17 protein-coding genes and 1 tRNA gene are annotated in these 24,605 nt (G+C 43.2%); 10 read left to right on the top strand and 8 right to left on the bottom strand.

The window, feature by feature from the left end; translation table 11 throughout:
• Window positions 1–151 precede the first annotated feature (151 nt).
• The 3 genes from glyQ to BDD30_RS20605 all read left to right on the top strand — a co-directional run bounded on the left by glyQ (window position 152) and on the right by BDD30_RS20605 (window position 3,408).
• The gene (gene glyQ / locus BDD30_RS20615) at window positions 152–1,066 is read left to right on the top strand and encodes a glycine--tRNA ligase subunit alpha (protein ID WP_012776420.1); all 915 of its coding nucleotides are present in this window, start codon (window positions 152–154) and stop codon (window positions 1,064–1,066) included.
• Window positions 1,067–1,075: 9 nt separating this feature from the next.
• Window positions 1,076–3,145 (top strand): glycine--tRNA ligase subunit beta, encoded by a 2,070-nt coding sequence (gene glyS / locus BDD30_RS20610; RefSeq protein WP_012776421.1) that lies wholly within the window; start codon window positions 1,076–1,078, stop codon window positions 3,143–3,145.
• 186 nt (window positions 3,146–3,331) lie between these two features.
• A tRNA-Pro gene (locus BDD30_RS20605) sits at window positions 3,332–3,408 on the top strand.
• 382 nt (window positions 3,409–3,790) lie between these two features.
• Here the strand turns inward: BDD30_RS20605 and BDD30_RS25125 are convergent.
• Window positions 3,791–4,192: a type II toxin-antitoxin system RelE/ParE family toxin gene (locus BDD30_RS25125; protein ID WP_012776422.1), complete on the bottom strand. Its 402-nt coding sequence runs from the start codon at window positions 4,190–4,192 to the stop codon at window positions 3,791–3,793.
• 921 nt (window positions 4,193–5,113) lie between these two features.
• Between BDD30_RS25125 and dppA the strand changes: the two genes are divergently transcribed.
• From dppA to BDD30_RS20565, 7 genes are all read left to right on the top strand, one after another.
• Window positions 5,114–6,721, top strand: a complete 1,608-nt coding sequence (gene dppA / locus BDD30_RS20595) for a dipeptide ABC transporter periplasmic-binding protein DppA (RefSeq protein ID WP_012776424.1) — start codon at window positions 5,114–5,116, stop codon at window positions 6,719–6,721.
• Between the two features lie 216 nt (window positions 6,722–6,937).
• Complete coding sequence (gene dppB / locus BDD30_RS20590; RefSeq protein WP_012776425.1) at window positions 6,938–7,957, top strand: dipeptide ABC transporter permease DppB; 1,020 nt, start codon at window positions 6,938–6,940, stop codon at window positions 7,955–7,957.
• An 11-nt stretch (window positions 7,958–7,968) separates the two neighbouring features.
• Window positions 7,969–8,871: a dipeptide ABC transporter permease DppC gene (gene dppC / locus BDD30_RS20585; RefSeq protein ID WP_012776426.1), complete on the top strand. Its 903-nt coding sequence runs from the start codon at window positions 7,969–7,971 to the stop codon at window positions 8,869–8,871.
• A 12-nt stretch (window positions 8,872–8,883) separates the two neighbouring features.
• Entirely contained in the window at window positions 8,884–9,864 is a 981-nt protein-coding gene (gene dppD / locus BDD30_RS20580; protein ID WP_012776427.1) for a dipeptide ABC transporter ATP-binding protein, read from the top strand.
• A complete protein-coding gene (gene dppF / locus BDD30_RS20575) occupies window positions 9,861–10,880 on the top strand; it encodes a dipeptide ABC transporter ATP-binding subunit DppF (RefSeq protein WP_012776428.1) in 1,020 nt (339 codons plus the stop codon). The genes dppD and dppF overlap by 4 nt, the downstream gene beginning before the upstream one ends.
• A gap of 234 nt (window positions 10,881–11,114) precedes the next feature.
• A complete protein-coding gene (locus BDD30_RS20570) occupies window positions 11,115–11,849 on the top strand; it encodes a HAMP domain-containing protein (protein WP_041381467.1) in 735 nt (244 codons plus the stop codon).
• Between the two features lie 142 nt (window positions 11,850–11,991).
• Complete coding sequence (locus tag BDD30_RS20565) at window positions 11,992–13,476, top strand: insulinase family protein (protein WP_012776430.1); 1,485 nt, start codon at window positions 11,992–11,994, stop codon at window positions 13,474–13,476.
• 321 nt (window positions 13,477–13,797) lie between these two features.
• Here BDD30_RS20565 and BDD30_RS20560 read toward each other — a convergent pair whose 3' ends face one another.
• The 7 genes from BDD30_RS20560 to BDD30_RS20525 all read right to left on the bottom strand — a co-directional run bounded on the left by BDD30_RS20560 (window position 13,798) and on the right by BDD30_RS20525 (window position 24,327).
• Complete coding sequence (locus BDD30_RS20560) at window positions 13,798–14,688, bottom strand: LysO family transporter (RefSeq protein WP_012776432.1); 891 nt, start codon at window positions 14,686–14,688, stop codon at window positions 13,798–13,800.
• Window positions 14,688–15,446 (bottom strand): 2OG-Fe dioxygenase family protein, encoded by a 759-nt coding sequence (locus BDD30_RS20555; RefSeq protein WP_012776433.1) that lies wholly within the window; start codon window positions 15,444–15,446, stop codon window positions 14,688–14,690. The genes BDD30_RS20560 and BDD30_RS20555 overlap by 1 nt, the downstream gene beginning before the upstream one ends.
• Before the next feature lie 412 nt (window positions 15,447–15,858).
• A complete protein-coding gene (locus BDD30_RS20550) occupies window positions 15,859–16,065 on the bottom strand; it encodes a 2-hydroxymuconate tautomerase family protein (protein WP_012776434.1) in 207 nt (68 codons plus the stop codon).
• Window positions 16,066–16,120: 55 nt separating this feature from the next.
• A complete protein-coding gene (yhjD, locus tag BDD30_RS20545) occupies window positions 16,121–17,116 on the bottom strand; it encodes an inner membrane protein YhjD (protein ID WP_041381468.1) in 996 nt (331 codons plus the stop codon).
• 511 nt (window positions 17,117–17,627) lie between these two features.
• Window positions 17,628–17,849 carry a hypothetical protein gene (locus BDD30_RS23285; RefSeq protein ID WP_147408144.1) on the bottom strand — a complete coding sequence of 74 codons (222 nt, stop codon included), beginning with the start codon at window positions 17,847–17,849 and terminating at the stop codon, window positions 17,628–17,630.
• A gap of 306 nt (window positions 17,850–18,155) precedes the next feature.
• Entirely contained in the window at window positions 18,156–22,598 is a 4,443-nt protein-coding gene (locus BDD30_RS20530; protein ID WP_012776438.1) for a hemagglutinin repeat-containing protein, read from the bottom strand.
• A 61-nt stretch (window positions 22,599–22,659) separates the two neighbouring features.
• On the bottom strand, window positions 22,660–24,327 hold the full coding sequence (locus tag BDD30_RS20525) for a ShlB/FhaC/HecB family hemolysin secretion/activation protein (protein ID WP_012776439.1): 1,668 nt from the start codon (window positions 24,325–24,327) through the stop codon (window positions 22,660–22,662).
• Between the last annotated feature and the right edge of the window lie 278 nt (window positions 24,328–24,605).

The following is a 24,605-nucleotide window of genomic DNA, read 5'->3' as shown; positions in this document are numbered from 1 at the left end:
AACTGTATATACATACAAGTAAAGTAGCCAGATGAGGATTTTTTTATTTTAGGGCCGAATTGAACGTTAATTCAGGGCTGTATATCTTAAGGTCAAAGGGTATACTGACCCACTTCCTTTCAAATTCATATGTATCGCGTGCGAATCCAACATGCAAAAGTTTGATACCAAAACCTTTCAGGGGCTGATCCTGACATTACAGGATTATTGGGCACGCCAGGGCTGCACCATTGTCCAACCATTGGACATGGAAGTTGGCGCTGGTACTTCTCATCCAATAACTTGCCTGCGTGCACTTGGCCCAGAGCCAATTGCTGCGGCTTATGTGCAACCTTCCCGCCGTCCGACGGATGGTCGTTACGGTGAAAACCCGAATCGTTTACAACATTACTATCAGTTTCAGGTCATTATTAAGCCCTCACCAGACAATATTCAGGAATTATATCTGGGCTCTCTGAAAGAGCTGGGATTGGACCCAACGGTTCATGATATCCGTTTTGTTGAGGATAACTGGGAAAACCCAACGTTGGGCGCCTGGGGATTGGGTTGGGAAGTGTGGCTCAATGGGATGGAAGTGACTCAGTTCACTTACTTCCAACAGGTCGGCGGCCTTGAGTGTAAACCCGTCACCGGTGAGATCACTTATGGCCTTGAGCGTCTGGCAATGTATATCCAAGGCGTAGACAGTGTTTATGATCTGGTTTGGTGCGATGGCCTGCTGGGTAAGACCACTTATGGCGATATTTATCATCAAAATGAAGTGGAACAATCCACCTATAACTTTGAACATGCCGATGTGGATTTCCTGTTTACCTGCTTTGAACAATATGAAAAAGAAGCTCAGGATTTGCTGGCGTTAGAAACACCGCTGCCTCTGCCTGCTTATGAACGTATTCTCAAAGCGGGTCATACATTCAACTTACTGGATGCCCGTAAAGCTATCTCAGTAACTGAACGTCAGCGTTATATCTTGCGTATCCGTACCCTAACCAAAGCTGTTGCAGAAGCGTATTATGCCTCCCGTGAGGCGTTGGGTTTCCCTATGTGTAAAAAGAATCAGAACTAAGAGGCTGTCATGACTCAACAGACTTTCCTGGTGGAAATCGGCACAGAAGAGTTGCCGCCGAAGGCTCTTCGTTCACTGGCTGAAGCATTTGCCGCCAATTTTGCAGCGGAGTTGGATAATGCGAATTTGGCGCATGGTGAGGTGAGCTGGTTTGCAACTCCACGCCGTCTGGCACTGAAAGTTGCTAATCTGGATGAAGCTCAGGCCGACCGTGAAGTAGAGAAACGCGGTCCGGCGATTGCTCAAGCATTTGATGCTGAGGGTAAACCAACAAAAGCGGCTGAAGGTTGGGCTCGCGGTTGTGGTATCACGGCTGCTCAGGCTGAACGTTTAGTGACAGATAAAGGCGAATGGTTATTGTATCGCGCGCTGGTTAAGGGCCTCAGCGTAAAAGAGCTATTGGCGGGTATGGTCAACAATGCGCTGAGTAAGTTGCCAATTCCCAAATTGATGCGTTGGAGTGATAAAGAGACTCAGTTTGTTCGTCCGGTTCATACCGTTACCATGTTATTCGGTAATGAACTGATTGAGGGAGACATTCTGGGCATTAAATCCACTCGTGTCATTCGTGGTCACCGTTTTATGGGTGAATCTGAGTTTACGATTGATAATACGGAACAGTACCCAGAAATTTTGCAGCAGCGCGGTAAAGTGATGGCGGATTATGTCACTCGTAAAGCGCTGATTAAGCAGGATGTAGAACAAGCGGCAGTTAAATTGGGTGGGATTGCTGATATTAGTGACAGCTTGTTGGAAGAGGTCACTTCGTTGGTTGAATGGCCGGTTGTGCTGACGGCGAAATTTGAAGAAAAATTCCTTGAAGTGCCAGCGGAAGCATTGGTTTACACCATGAAAGGTGACCAGAAATACTTCCCAGTTTACGACCATGCTGGCAAGTTGATGGCGAACTTTATTTTTGTCGCCAACATTGAATCTTCTGATCCACAGCAAATTATTTCTGGCAACGAAAAAGTAGTTCGTCCACGTTTGGCTGATGCGGAATTTTTCTTTAAGACGGATCGTAAACAGCGTCTGGAAGATAATCTGCCTCGGTTAGAAACAGTTCTGTTCCAGAAACAGCTTGGTACTTTGCGTGATAAAACGGATCGTATTCAGGCGCTGGCTGGCTGGATTGCAGAGAAAATCGGTGCTGATGTGAATCATGCTACCCGTGCTGGTCTGTTGTCTAAATGTGACCTGATGACCAACATGGTATTTGAGTTCACCGATACGCAGGGTGTGATGGGAATGCATTACGCCCGTCATGACGGTGAAGCGGAAGAGGTTGCTCTGGCACTGAATGAGCAGTATCAACCGCGTTTTGCTGGTGATGAATTGCCGTCCACCGGCATTTCTTGTGCGTTAGCCATTGCGGACAAAATGGATACTCTGGCGGGTATTTTTGGCATTGGTCAGCATCCAAAAGGCGATAAAGATCCATTTGCGTTGCGTCGTGCTGCGCTGGGTGCTCTGCGTATTATCGTTGAGAAAAAATTGCCGCTGGATTTGCAGACACTGACGGAAGAAGCGGTTCGTTTGTATGGTGACAAGCTAACGAATGCCAAGGTCATCGATGACGTGGTGGAATTTATGCTTGGCCGTTTCCGTGCCTGGTATCAGGAACAAGGTTACAGCATTGATACCATTCAGGCTGTGTTGGCCCGTCGTCCAACCCAACCCGCTGATTTTGATGCCCGCGTTAAGGCGGTGACTCATTTCCGTACATTGGATGAAGCGACAGCGCTGGCCGCTGCGAATAAGCGCGTTTCTAACATTCTGGCGAAGTCTGAAGAGACATTGAATGAGAAAGTCAGTGCTTCTGTGCTGAAAGCGCCTGAAGAGGTGAAACTGGCAACGCATCTGGTGGTTTTACAAGATAAGTTGGCGCCTTTGTTTGCTGAGGGGTGTTATCAGGAAGCGCTGGTTGAGTTGGCCTCCCTACGTGAAGTTGTCGATGCTTTCTTTGACAATGTGATGGTAATGGATGAAGACCAGCAGGTGCGAGTGAATCGCTTAACTTTGTTAAGTGAATTGCGTGAATTATTCCTGAAAGTTGCTGATATTTCATTACTGCAATAATGACCTGAAATAGCCAGTTCCGGCGGTCGTGACATGCAGTCGTCGGAACTTAAATATCCTTTTATATTAATTTCGTAGCTCAATTGAGCTACGCGGTGTTCATGCTGTTTTTATCAACAACTAACCCATGATTATCAAAAAGGTATTGACGGCCTATAATGAGCGCAGTAATATGCGCCTCGTTTTCGGCGAGTAGCGCAGCTTGGTAGCGCAACTGGTTTGGGACCAGTGGGTCGGAGGTTCGAATCCTCTCTCGCCGACCAAATTTATAGTTTGGGGATGTTGAGTAAGTCCGCAGACTTAAGAGAATTAGAAAAGCCTTACAGTGATTGCTGTAAGGCTTTTTGTCGTTATTGTCTTTTACATGGTTTTTTATCTCATTGTGACCACATTGACAATGTTAAGATGATCAATAATGGAATAACAAAGATTGATTTTCTTATAGGAAATTTCTGTTCGGAGAATAATCGATAATTATCTAATTCATAATTATCGAGATAAAATAACCTTATCTTTGGCTGAGTAATTAGGCTTGTATTTCGGCTGGCTCAGGAAAATATCCACCATTTTCCAGTGTTGACCGAATCATATTCTTTATTTCATCCTCTCCTAATTTTTTTCCCCTTCATTCTCATAGCCTAATAATTAGCCTATGACTATTTTGATACTGGCACCACACGCCGCAGCGTACCGTTCAAGTGTTGAAATACTGGCTTTGCTGGCGTTTTTTTCTAATTTGCTTACGGCTGGCTGAGTGATACCCATACGTTCAGCAACTTGAGTGCTGTTTATGCCAGCTCGACGGCGCATATCAGCCAAAAGCTTCTGTAGTTCTTCCTTAGCAAAAGCAAAAAAGGTACGTGTAATATCCTTTTTGCCAGCTCTTAACTCGAAAAGGCCATCCTGAATAATATCAGTGTGCGGATAACGCAACTGATTACCTTGTGACTCAAGCTTATCCAGTGCAGCGAACGCTTTACCTTGCATAGCACTATCAAGGTCTAATATTTCTTGTTGTGCTTCAGGGTGAAAGATCAGTTCAAACACAAAATAGCCCTTTTCCTATGTCCTATAAGGTATAGCATAACCTAAAGATGATATGAGTAAGCCCGGTCAGATCCTGAAAGATCCCGTTCAGTCTTAAAAAGGATCAAGCGAAACAGAGCATATTAGTAACACGCTTTTTGTTTCGCGTTCGTCTACGTTCCATTTAGAGATTATGGTTTTTAGCTGGCGTTGCTGGCTTCATCGAGCGATACGTTGAAAAACTGCTGTTTAGCCTTGAAGTAGCCAGTTGCAGAATGAAATGGATGCGGGTTTGGGTATTACGGAACTGTTCTATACCCTTCATCCTTCAAGTTGCTGCTTTGTTGGCTGCTTTCACTCACCCCAGTCACATAGTTATCTATGCTCCTGGGGATTCGTTCACTTGCCGTCGCGCTGCAACTTGAAATCTATTGGGTATATGTTTGCTGGTAATATCATTAATAAAATGGGTGCCGCCAGAAGTTATAAAATTAAATAAACCACTAACAGGTTTTTATATTGATTTGTATGATTAGTATTACACTTATTTAATTCACTTTTCAGGTGCCAATTTTATTTGGCACACAATATTTTGTACCAGTTTTAACCTTTTTCACTGAAATAATCGTTTACTAATTAAGCACTCAACCACAAATTTTGCGTATCGCTTAATAGTTACTCATGCTGTAACTATTGCCTTATTATGGTCTATTTGGCTACAAAACGTGCATTGCGTCATGTTTTTGTGCTAATTATGTTAATAATAGGTTTCCTTTGTGTTTTCCTGTTGCTGATGACATCTGTTGAGATCTTATTGACGCAAGAGACAACAGTTGTTTAATTGATAAACCGAAAATAATAACAAAACCCAACAGCACGGTGCCTGAAACACAATGCAGGTTCTGGCTGTACACAACAACATCACAAATGGAGTGCAAGAGAATGACAACTTCCTCTAAAAAGACTGGGTTATTAAAGCTAGGGATCAGCTTAATTGCATTGGCAGTCACTGCCAGCGTTCAGGCAAAAACATTGGTTTACTGCTCTGAAGGTTCACCAGAAGGATTTAACCCACAACTGTTCACCGCGGGCACAACTTATGATGCCAGTTCCAGACCGTTGTATAACCGTTTGGTTGATTTCGAAACAGGAAAAACTGAAATTATCCCGAGTTTGGCTGAAAAATGGGATATTAGTGATGACGGTAAAGTTTACATTTTTCATCTGCGTAAAGGCGTTAAGTGGCACGGTAATAAAGAGTTCAAACCAAGCCGAGAATTCAATGCGGATGATGTGATTTATACTTTCATGCGGCAAAAAGATGCAAACCATCCATATCACAAGGTGTCAGGCGGCAGCTATGAGTATTTTATTGGCATGGGTATGGGTGAGATGATCAATAAGGTTGAAAAAGTAGACGATTATACGGTCAGGATTGAACTGAGCCGCCCGGAAGCGCCATTTCTGGCTGACTTAGGGATGGATTTTGCCTCTATTCTGTCAGCAGAATATGCCGATAAGATGATGAAAGCCGGTACACCGGAGAAAGTCGATTTGAATCCAATTGGTACAGGTCCGTTCCAGTTGGTGCAATATCAGAAAGATTCTCGCATTCTGTATAAAGCCTTCAAAGAATACTGGGGAGATAAAGCCAAAGTTGACCGGCTAGTTTTCTCTATTACTCCTGATGCATCCGTTCGTTATGCAAAATTACAGAAAAATGAATGTCAGATCATGCCATATCCAAATCCAGCGGATATTGCTCGTATGAAGCAGGATAAAGATATTGTCTTGATGGAACAGCCAGGTCTGAATGTTGGTTATGTTTCTTTCAACGTCACCAAAAAGCCGCTGGATAACGTCAAAGTTCGTCAGGCGCTGGCAATGGCGGTTAATAAAGACGCTATCATTGATGCGGTTTACCAAGGCGCTGGTCAGAAAGCCAAAAATCTGATTCCACCAACGATGTGGAGTTATGACAATGCGCTGAAAGATTACCAATACGATCCGGAAAAAGCGAAGCAGTTACTGAAGGAAGCAGGGATGAGCGATGGTTTTGCTATCGACCTGTGGGCAATGCCAGTACAACGCCCGTATAACCCGAATGCTCGCCGTATGGCTGAAATGGTTCAAGCTGACTGGGCGAAAATTGGTGTTAAGGCCAAAATTGTCAGTTATGAATGGGGTGAATACTTAAAACGGGCTAAAGATGGCGAACATCAGATTGTGATGATGGGTTGGACGGGGGACAATGGTGACCCAGATAACTTCTTCGCAACTTTGTTTAGTTGCGCAGCCAAAGAACGAGGTTCCAACTACTCTAAATGGTGTTACAAGCCGTTTGAAGATGCCATTCAGCCAGCCCGGATCGCTTCTGAGCATGCTAAACGTGTTGAACTTTATAAGCAGGCTCAGGCTGTGATGCACGAACAGGTTCCGGCGCTGATTATCGCTCACTCCACGGTTTATGAACCGGTACGTAAAGAGGTGAAAGGTTATGTCGTTGATCCTCTGGGCAGGCATATTTTCAGCAACGTATCTCTTGAATAATCTGGTTTTTACTCGGTTGTAATAGGCCATCTTCCTGATTTTTTAACGGAGATGGTGACTTCTCCCTGGCTATCAGTCATCGCTGGGGAAAGGCTGACAAACCAGTAGAGGCAAGCAGTTCATTGAGTAGTGAGCGAAAGGGGGAAAGTCCTCCCCCTTATCAAGCCAAGCGGCCTGAGAGCTGTAACCGGCATTTAAAAAAAGAGAGTTTGGGATATGTTGCAGTTCATACTCCGACGTCTGGGGTTGGTGATCCCAACGTTTATCGGCATTACTTTGCTGACTTTTGCTTTTGTCCATATGATCCCGGGAGACCCGGTGACAATTATGGCTGGGGAACGTGGAATATCTGCTGAGCGCCATGCTCAGCTAATGGCTGAAATGGGGCTGGATAAGCCACTCTGGCAGCAATACTTTCATTATGTAAATGGTGTATTACACGGAGATCTTGGTATCTCCCTGAAAAGTCGCATCTCTGTGTGGGAAGAATTTGTTCCCCGTTTCAAAGCAACCCTCGAACTGGGGGTATGCGCCATGTTGTTCGCTATTGCGGTGGGTATTCCGGTTGGAGTACTGGCCGCAGTCAAGCGTGGATCGGTTTTTGATCATACTGCGATAGGGCTTTCCCTAACCGGATATTCCATGCCGATCTTCTGGTGGGGGATCATGTTGATCATGTTGGTCTCTGTCCAATTGGATCTGACTCCGGTATCCGGGCGGATAAGCGACAGCGTTTTCCTTGATGATAGCAATCCGCTGACGGGTTTTATGTTGATTGATACCCTTATCTGGGGAGAAGAAGGCGATTTCAAAGATGCCATAATGCATATGATTTTGCCGGCTATTGTTTTAGGAACGATTCCGTTGGCGGTTATTGTCCGTATGACCCGCTCTTCTATGTTAGAAGTGTTGGGTGAGGATTATATCCGTACTGCGCGTGCTAAAGGTTTGAGCCGTATCCGGGTGATTGTGGTTCATGCTCTGCGCAATGCATTGCTGCCAGTGGTGACTGTCATCGGTTTGCAGGTGGGTATTATGCTGGCAGGGGCAATCCTGACAGAAACCATCTTCTCCTGGCCGGGGCTGGGGCGCTGGTTGATCGATGCCCTTCAACGCCGAGATTATCCGGTGGTGCAGGGAGGTGTATTGCTGGTGGCGATCATGATCATCCTGGTAAATCTGGTAGTTGACGTGCTGTATGGCATTGTTAACCCGCGTATCCGTCATAAGAAATAGGGGGGCACATTATGTCTCAAGTGACTGAGCCTGTAGCAAATAATGCGCCTAAGATTATGACGCCGGTACAGGAGTTTTGGTATTACTTCAAGCGCAATAAAGGGGCGGTTGTTGGCCTGGTTTATATTGTACTGATGTTACTCATTGCGCTATTGGCTGGGGTACTTGCTCCACATAGTGCGGCTGAGCAGTTCCGTGATTCCTTGCTGACGCCACCGGTGTGGCAGGAAGGGGGAAGCTGGCAGTTTATTCTGGGGACTGACGATGTTGGGCGTGATTTACTTTCACGCCTGATGTATGGCGCCCGGCTTTCATTGCTGGTGGGCTGTCTGGTAGTGGTGTTATCCCTGCTTATGGGAGTTATGCTGGGCGTGCTGGCAGGTTATTTCGGTGGTGTGGTGGATATTATCATCATGCGCATCGTTGATATTATGCTGGCATTGCCAAGCTTATTGTTGGCTCTGGTGTTAGTAGCAATATTTGGCCCATCAATTGTCAATGCTTCGCTGGCGCTAACTTTTGTCGCTTTGCCACATTACATCCGTTTAACGCGCGCTGCGGTGCTGGTGGAAGTGAATCGCGATTATGTCACAGCTTCACAAGTGGCGGGTGCTGGTTCCATGCGCCAGATGTTTGTCAATATCTTACCTAACTGTCTGGCACCGTTGATTGTGCAGGCTTCTCTAGGTTTTTCTAATGCCATTCTCGATATGGCTGCGTTAGGTTTTCTGGGAATGGGGGCACAGCCACCCACGCCAGAATGGGGAACGATGCTGTCTGATGTATTGCAGTTTGCACAAAGTGCCTGGTGGGTGGTGACATTCCCGGGATTGGCAATTCTGCTGACAGTGTTGGCATTTAACCTGATGGGTGACGGTTTGCGTGATGCACTTGATCCTAAACTCAAGCAGTAGCGAGGTAGCGAAATGGCACTGTTAAATGTAGAAAAATTATCGGTTCACTTCGGTGAAGAAGAGGCACCATTCCGCGCCGTTGACCGCATCAGCTACCGTGTTGAACAGGGTCAGGTTGTCGGGATTGTTGGAGAATCCGGCTCTGGTAAATCAGTGAGTTCATTGGCGGTGATGGGATTGATTGATTATCCGGGCAGGGTGATGGCTGACAAACTGGAATTTAATCAGCGTGATTTGACCAAAATCTCCGAGAAAGAGCGCCGCCAATTGGTCGGTGCGGAAGTGGCGATGATCTTCCAGGACCCGATGACCAGTCTAAACCCCTGCTATACCGTTGGATATCAGATTATGGAAGCGCTGAAAGTGCATCAGGGCGGTAACCGTCGCACCCGCCGTCAGCGGGCGATTGATTTGCTGACATTGGTTGGTATTCCCGATCCTGCCTCGCGTTTGGATGTTTATCCGCATCAGTTATCTGGTGGTATGAGTCAACGGGTTATGATCGCAATGGCAATTGCTTGCCGACCAAAATTGCTGATCGCTGATGAACCGACAACAGCTTTGGATGTCACCATTCAAGCACAGGTTATTGAACTGTTGTTGGAGTTGCAACAACGGGAAAATATGGCGCTGGTATTAATCACTCATGATTTGGCATTAGTTGCGGAAGCGGCTCATCATATTATCGTGATGTATGCCGGGCAGGTTGTGGAATCTGGCAAAGCATCAGAAATCTTTCGGGCGCCACGCCATCCGTATACTCAGGCGTTGCTCAGAGCATTACCTGAATTTGCTGCGGATAAATCCCGTCTTGCCTCTTTACCGGGTGTTGTGCCGGGGAAATATGACCGACCTATCGGTTGCTTGCTGAATCCTCGTTGTCCATATGCTGATGACTATTGTCATCAAGTGGAGCCGGAATTAAGAACGGTAGGGGAACGTCAGGTGAAATGTCATATGCCGTTGGACGATGCGGGGAGGCCGACAATATGAGTGAACAGACTTATCAGGAACGGGAAACATCGACAGTACCGTTATTAAAAGCGGCGGAACTGAAAAAATATTACCCGATCAAAGGGGGACTTTTTTCACCTGCCCGTATTGTAAAAGCACTGGATGGTGTCTCTTTCGAACTGGAGAAAGGAAAAACGCTGGCGGTTGTTGGTGAATCTGGTTGTGGTAAATCCACGTTAGGGCGGCTGCTGACGATGATTGAAAAGCCGACCGAGGGTGAGCTTTATTATCAGGGACAGGATTTACTGGTACCCAATAAGGAAGCTGAAAAGTTACGTCGTCAGAAGATCCAGATTGTGTTCCAAAATCCTTATGGTTCACTTAATCCACGTAAGAAAGTGGGGCAAATCCTGGAGGAGCCACTGCTAATCAATACCAAACTGAGTGCACATGAGCGTAAAGAGAAGGTGTTGCAGATGATGGAGAAAGTGGGGCTAAAAACCGAACATTACGGACGTTATCCGCACATGTTCTCTGGTGGCCAGCGTCAGCGAATTGCGATTGCTCGTGGGTTGATGTTGAACCCAGATGTAGTGATTGCAGATGAGCCAGTTTCTGCGCTGGATGTATCGGTGCGGGCACAGGTGTTAAATCTGATGATGGACTTACAGCAAGATTTGGGACTGTCTTATGTCTTTATTTCTCATGACTTATCTGTGGTCGAGCATATCGCTGATGAGGTAATGGTGATGTACCTTGGCCGTTGTGTGGAAAAAGGCAGTAAGGAGATGATCTTCAGTAACCCACGTCATCCCTATACGCAGGCGTTGTTATCAGCAACGCCGAGGTTGAACCCTGAATTACGCCGTGAACGGATAAAACTGACAGGTGAACTGCCAAGCCCCATGAATCCACCACCCGGTTGTGCATTTGCGGCCCGTTGTCGCCGGGCACTGAGCATGTGTACTCAGCTTCAGCCAAAACTGAATCAACATGGTGATCAACTGATTGCTTGTTTTGCGGTTGATCAGGATGAAAATGTTGCTATGGAATAATGGCTTAGTAAGTATTCAATAAGAAATTTTGGTGATAATGGGTTCGCCATTATCACCATGTAAATATTTTGGTGTATTTCTAATAGTTTAGATAGCTATAAAAGGTAATTATTTCTGAAAAATAACGACTTGGATAAGTGAAACAGGGATCGTTAGTAGTAAAATCAAGTATACTCAATTTCATTGATGGCATGTTATAACTGCAATATCCCATAGGCATTGGTTTAAGTGAAAATGAAATTGCGTGTCAAACGTTCGTTAACCATTAAACAGATGGCCGCAGTGACCGGCGTCACGCTGGTGACCATTGCTATTTTTATTGCTATTCAGTTATGCCATCTTATACAGCAACGTAAAGATGATTATATCAGCCAGCTTAATAATGCAGCAGTCCAGGTGCAGGTACCGTTAACAGAAGCACTACTCAGGTCCGATCTCAGTAAAGCAAAAGAGTTGCTGATAGGGCTACGTACTGCGGGTATTTTAGGGCGGGCAGATGTGGTGTTACCGGAGAATATCCGGGTGATACGATTGAATTTTGCCACCCATCGTCCGATTCCAGAACTGGCTAAACGTGTTTTTGGGATACCTGTCGAGGTGAGTATCCCTCTTTATGCGTATGGTTCAGTACCAGCAAACGCCAAGCCGTTGGGACATTTGATTTTGCAAGTGGATTCCAACCGGGTATATCGTTTTGCTATGAATACATTGGCTCTGATGTTGACAGCTTATTTATTGCTAGCACTTATTCTTACGGTATCAATAAGCTGGTGTATTAACCGGATTATTGTGCACCCATTGCGTGACATTGCACGGGATCTTAATAACGATCAACCACCGGAGCCAATGACTTGCCCTAAACACCATCAGGATGATGAGCTGGGCCTGCTGATCAGGGGATATAATCGTCAATTTGATAAGCATAAACTTCCGTCATCAAGAAACCATCCTGGGCGGTTTGAGGTCTAACCCTCAATTATAATCCTGACAGGGTCTCGCCTGTTAAAATTCAGGTTTTTGCTTTTTCTACCGATTGTTATTGGTTAAGGGGAACATATTCCGTTATCAATAGAAGGCTAAAACCAAGGATAGACATCGTATAGGGGTTCACATGCAGGGTACGAAAATTCGTTATTTTATTGGTGGGATAATGCTGGTCGTTGCAGGCCAGACGCAGGCAGAAGTCCTGCAACCTGACCCTGCCTGGAAACAGGGTAAGCTGGAGAACGGTTTTAACTGGCAAATTTTGCAAACGCCACAACGTCCTAACGACAGAATACAGTTGCGTCTGGTCGTGAAAACAGGTTCTCTAGCGGAGAAAACCCAACAAGCAGGTTATACCTGGTTGATTCCTAAAGTCGCTCTGTTCAGTAGTAAAAGCTTATCTTCTGTCAAATTGGAACAGCTATGGAACAGCGCTATTGATCCGAAATACCCGCTGCCTCCTGCTATTGTTTCATATGATTTCACCCTCTATAGCTTGAGCTTGCCACATAACCATCCTGAACTACTGAAAAACGCGTTAAGTTGGTTGGCTGATGCTGCGGGTAAAACGGCATTTACGCCAGAAACCTTGCAACATGCCATGAAAATGGCCAATACATCGGTAGCAACTTATCCACCGGATATACAGGACCCGGTGTGGCGTAGACGTCTGAAAGGTTCAACCTTGTTAGGGCATGATCCGGCTCAGAGTGCTGCTCACCCTGTTGACCTGGATAAACTTAAGCAGTTCTACCGGCAGTGGTATACCCCTGATATGATGACGCTGTATGTCGCGGGCCACGTGGATAGCCGTGCGCTACCAGAAAATATTAGCCAGTCGTTTTCATCATTGAAAGGTAAGCGCCATACTCCAGCAACTGTTGCAACATTGTCACCAATGAAACCGGAAACAATCGGGATCATTAGCGATAAAAAGAAAGAAGATACTTTATCCCTGATTTGGGATCTCAATTGGCAGCCGATTAATGATTCGCAAGTGCTTAGCCATTATTGGATCAGTGATATTACCCGAGAGGCACTTTATCGTTACCTGCAACTGGGGCTAGAGAAGAAAAATGATAAGGCGCTGAAATTGGGCTTGGATTGCAAAGTGCAGTATCAACGTGCGAGTTGTGCTCTGAATCTCAATACCACGGCAGGTAATCTAAAGCCAGCAATGGAATATCTGGCAGCTGAGTTGGTGACATTGCGTGATAAAGGATTGCCGAAAGGGCAGTTTGATGAGCTGTATGCGCAGAAACAGACACAGCTCAAGCAATTATTTGCCATGTACGGCCATACCAGCACGGATATTCTGATTAATCAGCGCCTCTTATCCCAACAAAGTAATGTTGTGGATATTGCCCCTGAACAGTATCAGCGCTTGAGGCAAGCTTTTTTGGCTTCCTTGACACCTGAAATGCTTAACCATGAACTAAAACATATCCTTTCACAAGAGGTTGCATTTGTTCTGATTCAGCCAAAAGGGGAGGCAGAGATGGATGTGAACCAGTTAAGAAATAGCTTTAATCAGATAATGTTACTTGCGCCGGATAAAGTTGATCCTCCGGCACAACCGCCGGTATCCAAGCCGGAAGAAAAGGCTTCTTGAAAGGTATAGAAGACTGCGTTCTTCGGCTGTAGATTTTCATTATCTGTCAGGCTGTATATTGTGTTGTATTATGAATATCAGCCATGGTGTCCGGGCTAACGCTCGTCCCTGTTCTTTCAGCGATGGGCGTGGTTTGCGATCCTTTGAACGGTGGTTTTTTCTGTCTTTATTTCGAAAGGTATTCTCGATTACGCAGAGTATCATCATGCGCGGCAAGCAGATACGACACAATATTGTGTTAGAGGAGGGCTTTACAGGATAAATATGGTTATAGCACGCTCTCCTGCTTATTTTAAGCAGGAGAACGGAGAGCTAAAAAAATCAAACTAATCCAACAAATACTGATATAAATAATGGTGCTAACAACGTTAGTACAAATCCACTTGCGATTGCATATTTAATATCCTCATTAGTGCAATTCTCTTTAATAAATGGTAGAGCTGAATCTAATGCTGCTGCACCAGATATCCCTATTGCACCTTGAGGGTAACTTCTTCCAAGAAAATAAAGAAAGAATATACTAAATATTTCTCTAAATAGATCAGTCATGAAAGACAAAGATCCATAATGAGGATTTGTCATTGATGTAACCATAGGACCAGATAATGAAAACCATCCATATCCACTAGATATTAACATAGACTCACTGATAGAGTAGTCAGTCAACATAGAAAATATCAGGGCACCGATAACAGTACCCGCGATAGTGAAAATAGGGATTTTTATGTGGTTAATTTTTATATCTTTAAAGCTGAAATTAACCAAATCTAACCCTACAAGTAATATCAACGTGTATAACGCATAATTACTCGATATATTGTGTTCTGCTAAGGATAGATGTGTAAACTTATAAACCAAAACGCCTAAGCAGAAAAACATTATAGCTTTAAAACACCCAATAAATGGATCTAAGAATGATTGTTTCTCTTTTTTTTCAATCTGGCAAAATTTTCTTTTAAATAATATCAAGAATGTTGATATTGATATTAAAGAAGATAACACTATGGACTCAATGATAATTGATGTTCCCAGGTTACTGTTTATGAAAACTTCACCTAATTCAATTCCCATCATGAAAAGTAGTAGCATCACTATCATAGTTATGCTTCCTACTAACTTTGCCTTGATATTTTCCTTGATTAATTTACCAAGAAAAAAGCCTAGAGCTAGTAAAAAACAAATAATAAGAATTGAAGTGATTGACTCCTTCATTATATATCCTGTTTAGTCATTGAGAAGTCTATCAGGATCATGCTTCTTTCTGCCTCTCCATCGTCTTCTTTTAACGTAATATGAGATATATAATGGCTGACTAATTCATCACAAACCGCGAAACTCTCTAGGAAATTTTCTAATGTGAACTGACTGATTATTTCGTCATCACTCACATCTTCTATTTTTTTATTTCGGGCTGAAACTTTTCCTATATAATTTATTCCGCCATCGATATTTTCACTTCTGTTTATTAAATGAGCAAACGTAAAAGGCTCACCGTCTTGGTGGAAACAGTCAGGAGAACTAAATCCAGGCAGTTTATTATCCGTACATTTTACTTTAACAAAATGTATTCCAACATATATGGGTAGATAATGATCATTTAACCCAAATGTACTCTTAAAATCGTCAAGAATTATACTCTCTAATAGTGCGTTATTTTTTACTTCATCACTTAATGCACTAAAATATCTCATGTTTTTGTGTTCTGGATTGTTACTTCCTTGATCATAACCAGATAGATTATTACCGTTATCATCTTTTACTGTTGGTAGCCAATACAACTTAGGTTCTTTTAACCATGGGATAATGATGGCATTTCCATACCGACGAAATCGGGAAACTTTGTCAGGAGCATAAGCGTCAGGCTCCAATTTGCTGAATTCATTTAATAAGTTACTTTTATCTTTCTCTGAATACTCCAGATTTAATTGATAGTGGGAAAAGCCTTCGGATTTTAAGTTATTGTTTTGCATTTTATTAAAAAAATTTATGTTTTATTGTAATGTTATGATATCAAGAATAAATATTATGTCTATAATTATTTTAACTTCGAATTAACAGGTACATAACTAAATATAAGACAAGAAACGAGGTAAAAATTTGTCCAAAATTTAGTAGGTTTACTAATGTTTATTTGGTATCTGTGATGCTGTCAGTTACATAAAGGAAGGGTTACATTACCGGGATAAAAGTCAGTCAATGATGGTTCTTTGACGATAGGATATGCAGAGGAATAAGCGCATTCCGGAAAAATGTCTGACATAATGAACAAACAGGCATAGAGTTATCTCATTGGTTGGCACAATCAATAAGATCACAAAACTCTATGCTTGTTTTATGGGGATACCTCAGTGGAAATACCGCCCTGATCATACTAAAGTTGAGCTATTTTTTAGCCGCAGCTCTAAGTTCAGTCACATTCTGACCGCCGATTCCCCAGTTATCCGTTTCGACTTCATCAATGATAACAAAGGTTGTTGCAGGATTTTTACCCAATACATCGACCAGTAACTGAGTGGCTCCTTCAATCAATTGCTTCTTTTGTTCTGCTGTAGCACCTTCACGAGTAATTCTGATATTAACAAACGGCATAAACAGCTCCTTTTCATCGGTTATTAATTGACAGATGAGATCTGCCTGGGAATATTTATTCGGTATTTTTATCTTGATTATTATCTGCGGTGGCTATCCAGGCAGCGCAGAATAGCGTTAAACGGGCAAAGAGATAGAAAAATGTCATCAGACCGATAACTGAGCCGAACGCGGCACCAGAAGGGGAGCTGGCGAGGCGTGGCAGCGTCATAGTCATAATATATTTAATAACTTCAAAGCCGATAGCTGCCATCAGCGTCCCCTTCAACAGAGCCTTGCGTTCTGGCTGGTGGTGGGGTAGCACCCAGAATAGCCACAGGAACAGTAGATAATTGGCGATAATAGAAATTGCCAAACCAATCAGAAACCAGGATGGTCGCAGCCATTCAATGCCACTTAATCCTAATATTTCGACTATGATTGCCTGTGCGGAACCGGCGATAGAAGTCAGTGATAGAGTGATAACCAGCGCTAACAGTAGCCCAATCAGAGAAATGGCATCACGAATATATTTAAAATAGATCTTCTTTTCATCTTCCTGATTACGCAGCCAAACAGGGTGAAATTGCGCGAGAATAGCCTGGCGTAAATTACTTACCCAGTTCACACCGGAATAAAGTGCAATGGCTAAACCGGTTAATCCCACAGTAGTACGTTGTTTAATTGCGGTATCGACACTATTTTTCAGTGTATTGGCTAATGTCGGATCACTAATACTGTTTGCGATCCCATTGATCAGTTTTGCCAGCAAATCGGGATTAGAGGCAAGAATAAAACCTGCAATGGCGAAAGAGAGCATCAGGATTGGGATAAGAGATAAGAATGAAAAATACGTTATTGCGGCACCAAACTGATTACCCATTCGATCATTAAAGCGCAGAGTTGCGCGAATAAAGTGAGCGACGACAGGAATATTGCGGATATAATTTCCTATCCTGACAGTCAGAGAAATGGCTGTTTTACCGTGATGAATTCCCTTCTCTAAAGGTGTTCTGGATAACCTTTCCGGCTGATGTTCTGCTATTTCCTGTCTTTCTGCATCCTTTGGCATGTATAGCCTCAAATAGTTACTTTGAATAAATATGAGTGATCTCATAGTGCCATATTTCTACGAGATGATTCCGTTGTCAAATGTGAGCTTTTATCAAAGTGATATGTTGTCAGTTTAACGGGGAGAATGTGGTCCGATAAACTTTCGGTAATGCTGATTTTCCAGGCGACAGTCACGGACAAAATTTAACCTTTCATTTATTAATCATATAAGTGTAATCTTGACCATTGAAACAATAACCAAGAAACAAATAGGGTGCAGTGGCGATCACGATTTAACGGTCGAATAATATTAATGTCTGTGACTATGTTGTCACTGTCAATATCTGCTATTGCAGCGGGACCTGATTGTTCAGATATAAATGGATGGGCAACCCAGCTTACTGCGAATAGTTTGAATGACTTTGGTATTGATAGACATAATATCGATTTCGATAAAACGCAAACATCATTAATTCTTTCTGAGAAATTAAATAAAAGTGAAGTAGCTATTATTTTACAACGTGAAATAGCTAAGGCTGAAAGGGGAAAAGTACTGAATGATAAACATGAGTTTGATGATATTTATTTATCTCAGCCGATTTATAGGCAAATGTAACATTTACCAACAAATCTAGGGATAGACTCAGTTTCATAACAACGACTTTAGCTTCAGATGATGAATGTTCTATTGGTATATACCCTTCATCCTTCAAGTTGCTGCTTTGTTGGCTGCTTTCACTCACCCCAGTCACATAGTTATCTATGCTCCTGGGGATTCGTTTACTTGCCGCCGCGCTGCAACTCGAAATTTATTGGGTATAGAGAATATTTACCAAATTTTAAAGGAAATAAAAAAATATTGATGCTGGCTTTATTTAAAAACCACCTTCATCAAGGTGGCTTATTATCTTATGATTTGATATATAAAATATTTGTATTGGATGGTCAACTGTTAAAGATGGTTTGCCTTGCTCATCTGCTGAAAAGAATATGAGTTATGAAATATCAACGGCAATAAAAAGATCCTCCATTTGAAGGATCTTTTAGAAAAGAAAAAATTACTGAGACTTATGATTAATTATTTCACCATTAGTCATACCATTTTCGGTTTCATTACTATAGGTTTTCACCAAAGGTATTTTACCGGACAATACACCTTCTTGAACGGCTTTGACAATTCCGCTAACAGAATCAGGTAATGCAATGTTACCTCCTTTACCATTGTCATAGCCGGTGACAGATTGTTGTTCTACATTTTGGGTATTAAGAATGACATTACCTTTCTCGCTACCAATCTGCCCGCCGACCAGATGTGTATTTCCTTTTACATCCAGATTAACTCCCTGATTACCGGAAATAACGGATTGTTCACTGACACTTTCCCGATCTTTGATATCGACATTGCCTTTGAATTTACCTGTAACCCCATTAATACCTTTAAGATTATTGATAGTGTTAAATGCGGAGGTCAGCCTTTCCTGCAATCCTTTCTGTTGTGGCTCTTCTGTTGGATTTTTAGTTGGATCATCTTTCAATATATCGTCTTTAGATGAATCATCCTGAGGTGGACTATCTTTCGTTGCCTCATCTTTAGGTAGATCGTCGCTTTTTACTTTGGATTCTTTCGCGTAATTAAGACCCGCATCAACACCGACATTCAGCCCATGTTCAGTGTCTTTACGGCTTTCGACCCGCAAGTCACCGCCAATGTTACCTGTTACTTGATCAGCGTCTATCCGTGCCCCGCTAATTGTTGTATCACCGCCACTGTTGATAACGACATTTTCACCTTTAATATGGCTATTATGGTGAGTTGTTGCTTGCAGGCGATCAACTCCGGCTTTGAGTTCTCCACCAAAGCTCTGTTTTGTGGTGGTAGTTGTACTGTCATCTTCCGCTTTTTTGACGGAGTTTGAATGACCACCGTTGCCTTTCAGATTGAATTCCCAACCGTCGTTATTCACTCGATCCTGAGCAGATACCAATTCAACATTACCTTGTTTAGCCTTCAGATCGATCTGCTTGCCTGTTACTTCTGAGCCTTTCAGTGTCAAATGATTACCTGCGTTCAGGTTGACACCTTGCTGACCGTCAATCTTACTCACCTGAGCTGTGCTGCTATTTTTGCTATCGGTGTTATAACCGCCACCAAGACCAATGTGAATATTCTTGCCTTCTGGGGAGTTTCCGCCTTTAGCAGAAGCTTCACCGTGATAGCCAGTCGAGGTTTTCGTTGTGCTGTTGGCGGCATGATCAAAACGGATATCACCTCCAGCGTCTATGTTGGTTTTACCTGTTTTGGCATCCAAAGATGTGCCTTGATATTCAGCATCTCTATCGACACGGATATTAATGTCATTTTCTGCGGTAATCTTGCTGGTGACAGATTGGGTTGTGGCAGTATAGCTGCTTTGTGTGCCACCTTTGCCTTTACCATTCGCGGAGATATCTTCGCCGGTTGTGGTATAAACCCGCAGGTCAGCCTTGCCGCTGGTTTCATTGTGACGACTTTCGTGGCGATTCTGCGCTGCTTCACTGGTATGGTTGCCGGCTTCCAATGTAACGTTACCCTTGTTGGCGTGGTACTGAGTGCCTTGATCATACAGTTCGCCATTGGTTTTAATAACGACATTGCTGGCCTGGACAGATGTTACAACCGCTTCAGACTTTTTGTCCTCAGTCTGGATGTTATTGCCGTTGGCTGCAAGATCTGCTCCCAGATTAGGGGTACCTTTCTTGGTGAACGTGCCATCCAGAGCGGCTTTAACGGGGTCTTTTACTGCTTTCTCAACCGGGCGGGTGACAGCGCTATAATCGATATTGACGCCAATATCGGTGCCAACTTGTAGTTTATTATTGGAATGTGATTCTGTATTGGATGTGGCCAAATTGCTGACTTTACCTGCCTCAGCGGTGTAAGTACCACTGACTTTATGGTCAGTACCTTCCTGAATCAATTCACCATTGGCTTTAATATTCAGATCACCTGCGATCTGAGAACCAGAAACGACAGCGGTACTGTTGGTATGATTGCTGTTATTGCCTTCATAGCCACCATAGATACCTGAGCCTACTTTATCTATTCCGCCTGTAAGATAGACACCAACGTGCTTGTTGCTCTGAAATTTCTCTTCAGATTTTTTGCCTTCCGCCGCTAACAGATGAACATTTGCTCCGCTGATCTTAGCATCACCCTTGGTTGTCACCAGATTAGAACCAGTGAGAATGACGTCTTTATCAGTATCGAGAGTGATACTTCCTCCGCTCAAGGTGGAAGCTTTTTGGATGACCGTCTGATTTTTCTGGCTATTACTGGTATGTTCAATACCTACTCCGGCACGATACTGTTTATCTGCCTTTGGTTGGAAGTGGCTTTGTAGATCCAACGAGGTGTTTTGTTTATCAACCTGTTGCTGTTCGCCATAAGAAAGTACCTTGATATTACCGGCTGTCTTCAGATTGAGCGCACCGGCACTTTTTACCTGACTGCCAATGATATTGAAATCTTCATCACCGAGTAATTTAAGATCCGCCTCAGAAACTAATTCACTGCCATGGGATTTCTGTTGCTTGCTATTAGTTTTTTGTGAGCTGTTGGTAATATTGAATACGGTTCCCGTTCGCTCATCAATTTTCTGATTGAGATGACTGACCGCATTATCAATAGTTAATTTGCCACTATTGGCATCAACAAAAGCACCTTGATCCGCTTTGACTTTACTGCCGGTAATGGATATACCCTCTTGGCCTGACAGCAATAAACGCCCGTTGGCAGTCAGTTCAGATGCATGACTGGTTTCTTTCAACTCACTGTTATCTTTATTACCGCCCCCGCCAATACCGCCCCAATATTTTTTATCATCACGTACAATACGGTTGTCAGAGATTTTTTGAACATCGATTTGCAGTTGTTGACCGGCGGTCACAGTCATATTTTGACCTGCGTGGACTTTAGCGCCAAGAATGTCGGCTTGGGTTCCTGCCTTAATATTAAGATCAGTTCCTGCTTGTAATTCACTGGCGATCAGACGCTGAGTTTGTTTACTCTCTTCCCAACTTCCTGTCTGCAATTTAGCGGTGTGATTTTTTTTGTAACCTGTTTCAGACGTTTTTTCTGTTTCAGTCAGACCAGCAATTTGGACACCTTTTTTCGCGGTAATCGCCAGTTTATCTTTAGCATCTATTTTGCTGCCAAGGATCTTAACGTCACCTTCTGTCGCGTTTAAAACCACATTTTTTTTAGCCTGAATATTGTTTCCTGCTTGATGCTGTTTTTCACTCTCCTTAGTAACCTCATATCGCCAGGAATAACCCCGTTGGTTATCAATATTCTTAGTGGATTGATTTAATTGCTGTCCATCTAAAGTCAGATTGGCACCACTGAGATTAACATCGTCACCCACTATATCAGTGGCTGTAATCTGATGATTATTATTAGCAACCAGTGAAATATTTTTACCTGCTAATTTAGTACGAGTAATTGACTGGCTATTTTTACTATCATTGGTATAAACACTGCGAAAATAGCTTTGGTAATTATTACTGCCGTCACGATTATATTTCGATTCGCTGACTTTACCTTTTACCTCAATATTATCGCCCAGAAGATCAATATTTCCACCTTGTAGGTGCGCAGCTTCTAAATTAAGGTTGCCGTGAGCATCAACAATAATCTCGTTACTTGCAGTAAGAGAGCCTTGTAGATTGACCCCGCTGCCTTTGGCGGTATTGAGCAGATGGATACGTCCGGCTTGCATACTGCCGAGATAATAGCTATCCAGTACGCCAGTCAATTCTTGCTGAGAATCGATCACGTCTCTTGTGGCTGAGATTTTATTTGCACCACTGATAGCATTAATCTGTTTTTGAGCTGTGACAGTGCCCCGATTGTCAATTTTGGGGGCAATGAGATTAAGAACCGCATTGGCGGTTAAGCCATCTGATTTAATCTTCAAGCCATTCTGATTATTAAAAGTATTAAAACTTTGCAGATTGCCTTGTTCCACCAGTGGATTACCGACGACCAGAGAAGCTTGGTTGGTATTGATAAAACCACAGCCATTACACGTAATGCCATTCGGGTTTGCCAACACATAATCTGCGGCTATGCCGAAGACTTCCTGTTGACCTAATAACAGGGAAGGATTCCTGCTGATCACTTCATTCAGAATCAGGCTGGCGGCTTGGCCATTCAGATTGGGGTTAGCCGCGAGTTGACCCGCTAATTGTGATTGGCCATCCTGCAAAGCGTTATTCAGAACGGCCCCAGCGTGGCCGACGTTATAATCCAAATATTGGTTATGTGACAGCCCGGACGGGGAAGGGGGCACGATATTTATAACCGTTGCTTTACCTTCGATAGCTAAAATATCGGGACGATGTGCCGAATCGCCGCCACCGACGATGTCGTTAGCAAAGCTGGTAGAACAGGACACAAGGATGATTGCCATGGAAGCGGCAAGCTTGCCAGTAGGAGATAACTTAAATTTTTTATTTTTCATACATGAGTCTCTATATATTATTTATATTTATGTGTGCAACATTGGGTACTGCTGAAAAGCATCAAAAGGTGTAAGAAAAACGGGTTAGAACTTGAACGGGTTCATCGACTGCTTTGTGGTTGGAAAGCCATTTCCCACGACTGGCTTCGATATCAAATACCATGCGTTGATATTTCAGCGTGGCTCCGGTGCTTATTCCGGCACTGCTTTGCCAGCCTAGAGGGCTGCGATAGCCGTGGATTTGGCCGACATCAATACCGATACGCATTGATAATGTACTGTTAGCAATCGGGAACGTCCGGGATAGCGTATTTTGCAGATACCAGCCGTTATCACCGGATAGCGTGTTTTTGCTAAATCCCCGTACCGCATTCCGATCAGTGATATTCAGCCATTCGACACCGGGCAGACCGCTCCGGTTGTATTGCCCATAAAGCAGGTTATTAAGTTGATAAAGGGAGTTGAACAACATAAAACGCTGATGCAAGTTGACCATCAACTTACCTTTGGTGAATTGTTTATCGAGATCAGTTGTGGAAGTTTGTGCACCGAACCAAGGTAAACCCTGTTCAACACTCAGATTCAGAGTGATTAAACCGGTGGGGATGATTTGTAAATGATTAACACCGAGTTCAAATACACTTAGCGTTTGGCTGCTGACACCAATCTTGGATTCATTGATGTAATTATTGTAATTCTTATAAATAAGCTGCCCGCTGACCGTATTAATCTGAGATTGATTGCGATAGAAGGCAAAATCAGAACGCATCCCAAATTGCTGCGTATTCCCATAGATTTTTACGGTTTTATTTTGCAAATAGGGATGACTGGCATATTGGGAATAACTGCCAAATCCGCTGAATGTTGCTGCACCGTAGGGTACTGAATAGAGTAGGGTAGCGGCGCGGCTATATCGATTGGATGGGCTATCCAACGTGCTGCTGGCATTCAAGCTGATAAAGTCAGATAAACCCAACGGGCTATCGAAACTGGCGTTTGTGCGAGCCAGCCATTTCCCGGTACTTTTCTGTCCATAATTATCGGTGGTGACATTCAGCAACCAGGGTTTACTGTGCTGATTATGCAGTTTAATGATGGAACCACCATTAACTGTCCCTGGCAAAATATCCAGCGTCGTTTTATTGGACTGTAACCGATTAGCCTGATCCAAACCCTGATCAAGTTGCGTGATATTAAGAGGTTGTTTTTCCAGACTGGGGAACAACATATTGCTGTTAACCCAACGATCACCGCCTTCGATTTTCTCAATAAAACCTTCGACAACATTTAACCCTAACTCGCCATCTGCATCGGGAGCAATAAACTGAATACGGGCAGTGACATAGCCTTTACTGATATAGAGACGAGTCAGTTCATGGCTAAGTCGGTTGATATCATGACTACTGATACACTCTGGGGACAAAGCGCTGAGAGTATTTAAATCTCGTACAGAGAGAAGAGAAACCCCTTTAAGGTAAACCCCGGTTAATGGCAGGCACTGCCTGGATTCCGGCAATACAGGCGCAGGTGTTGATTCAGGGACGGTATTAGCCTGCTGTTTTAATTGCTGATATCGGCGTTGTTCTATTAATTGGTTAATTTCCCGAGAACTCTCTTGCAACGTTCTCCTGGCCTCTGTCATTGGCAGAATATCATTTATCTCTGCTGGTGAAGCGGTTATTTGGGAGGAAATACACCACAATATTAAAATAGATATTCTTTTTATCATACATTCACCGATAAGGATGATATTTTATTCCATAAAACATAAATATGGGGTTTTAGCCTGATGGGTAATTACATGCGTATTGGCTAACTGATTAGTTATTAAAGCATATTCCAGGTTATATCATGCTCTGATTAACGAGTTACGTTTCTTTTATATCTTGATTTTCTATTAGAAATTTCAATTAGTTGGTTATTGGGATAATAATGAGTTAATAAGAACACTTATTTTGTTGCTTATTAATGAATTAACTTAAGTGGAATAAGTAATAGGTGGTTATT

Origin of the sequence: Photorhabdus asymbiotica (assembly GCF_003634575.1) — a bacterium.
Classification (GTDB): Bacteria; Pseudomonadota; Gammaproteobacteria; order Enterobacterales; family Enterobacteriaceae; genus Photorhabdus; species Photorhabdus asymbiotica.
This window is presented reverse-complemented; position numbering and strand designations above follow the sequence as displayed.

What these genes read in the sequence shown, in the direction of transcription:
- dppB (WP_012776425.1), top strand. Translation starts at nt 6,938, where the DNA reads ATGTTGCAGTTCATACTCCGACGTCTGGGGTTGGTGATCCCAACGTTT.
- dppC (WP_012776426.1), top strand. Translation starts at nt 7,969, where the DNA reads ATGTCTCAAGTGACTGAGCCTGTAGCAAATAATGCGCCTAAGATTATG.
- dppA (WP_012776424.1), top strand. Translation starts at nt 5,114, where the DNA reads ATGACAACTTCCTCTAAAAAGACTGGGTTATTAAAGCTAGGGATCAGC.
- BDD30_RS20550 (WP_012776434.1), bottom strand. Translation starts at nt 16,065, where the DNA reads ATGCCGTTTGTTAATATCAGAATTACTCGTGAAGGTGCTACAGCAGAA.
- glyS (WP_012776421.1), top strand. Translation starts at nt 1,076, where the DNA reads ATGACTCAACAGACTTTCCTGGTGGAAATCGGCACAGAAGAGTTGCCG.
- glyQ (WP_012776420.1), top strand. Translation starts at nt 152, where the DNA reads ATGCAAAAGTTTGATACCAAAACCTTTCAGGGGCTGATCCTGACATTA.
- dppF (WP_012776428.1), top strand. Translation starts at nt 9,861, where the DNA reads ATGAGTGAACAGACTTATCAGGAACGGGAAACATCGACAGTACCGTTA.
- dppD (WP_012776427.1), top strand. Translation starts at nt 8,884, where the DNA reads ATGGCACTGTTAAATGTAGAAAAATTATCGGTTCACTTCGGTGAAGAA.
- BDD30_RS20530 (WP_012776438.1), bottom strand. Translation starts at nt 22,598, where the DNA reads ATGAAAAATAAAAAATTTAAGTTATCTCCTACTGGCAAGCTTGCCGCT.
- BDD30_RS20525 (WP_012776439.1), bottom strand. Translation starts at nt 24,327, where the DNA reads ATGATAAAAAGAATATCTATTTTAATATTGTGGTGTATTTCCTCCCAA.
- yhjD (WP_041381468.1), bottom strand. Translation starts at nt 17,116, where the DNA reads ATGCCAAAGGATGCAGAAAGACAGGAAATAGCAGAACATCAGCCGGAA.
- BDD30_RS20565 (WP_012776430.1), top strand. Translation starts at nt 11,992, where the DNA reads ATGCAGGGTACGAAAATTCGTTATTTTATTGGTGGGATAATGCTGGTC.
- BDD30_RS20555 (WP_012776433.1), bottom strand. Translation starts at nt 15,446, where the DNA reads ATGCAAAACAATAACTTAAAATCCGAAGGCTTTTCCCACTATCAATTA.
- BDD30_RS20570 (WP_041381467.1), top strand. Translation starts at nt 11,115, where the DNA reads ATGAAATTGCGTGTCAAACGTTCGTTAACCATTAAACAGATGGCCGCA.
- BDD30_RS20560 (WP_012776432.1), bottom strand. Translation starts at nt 14,688, where the DNA reads ATGAAGGAGTCAATCACTTCAATTCTTATTATTTGTTTTTTACTAGCT.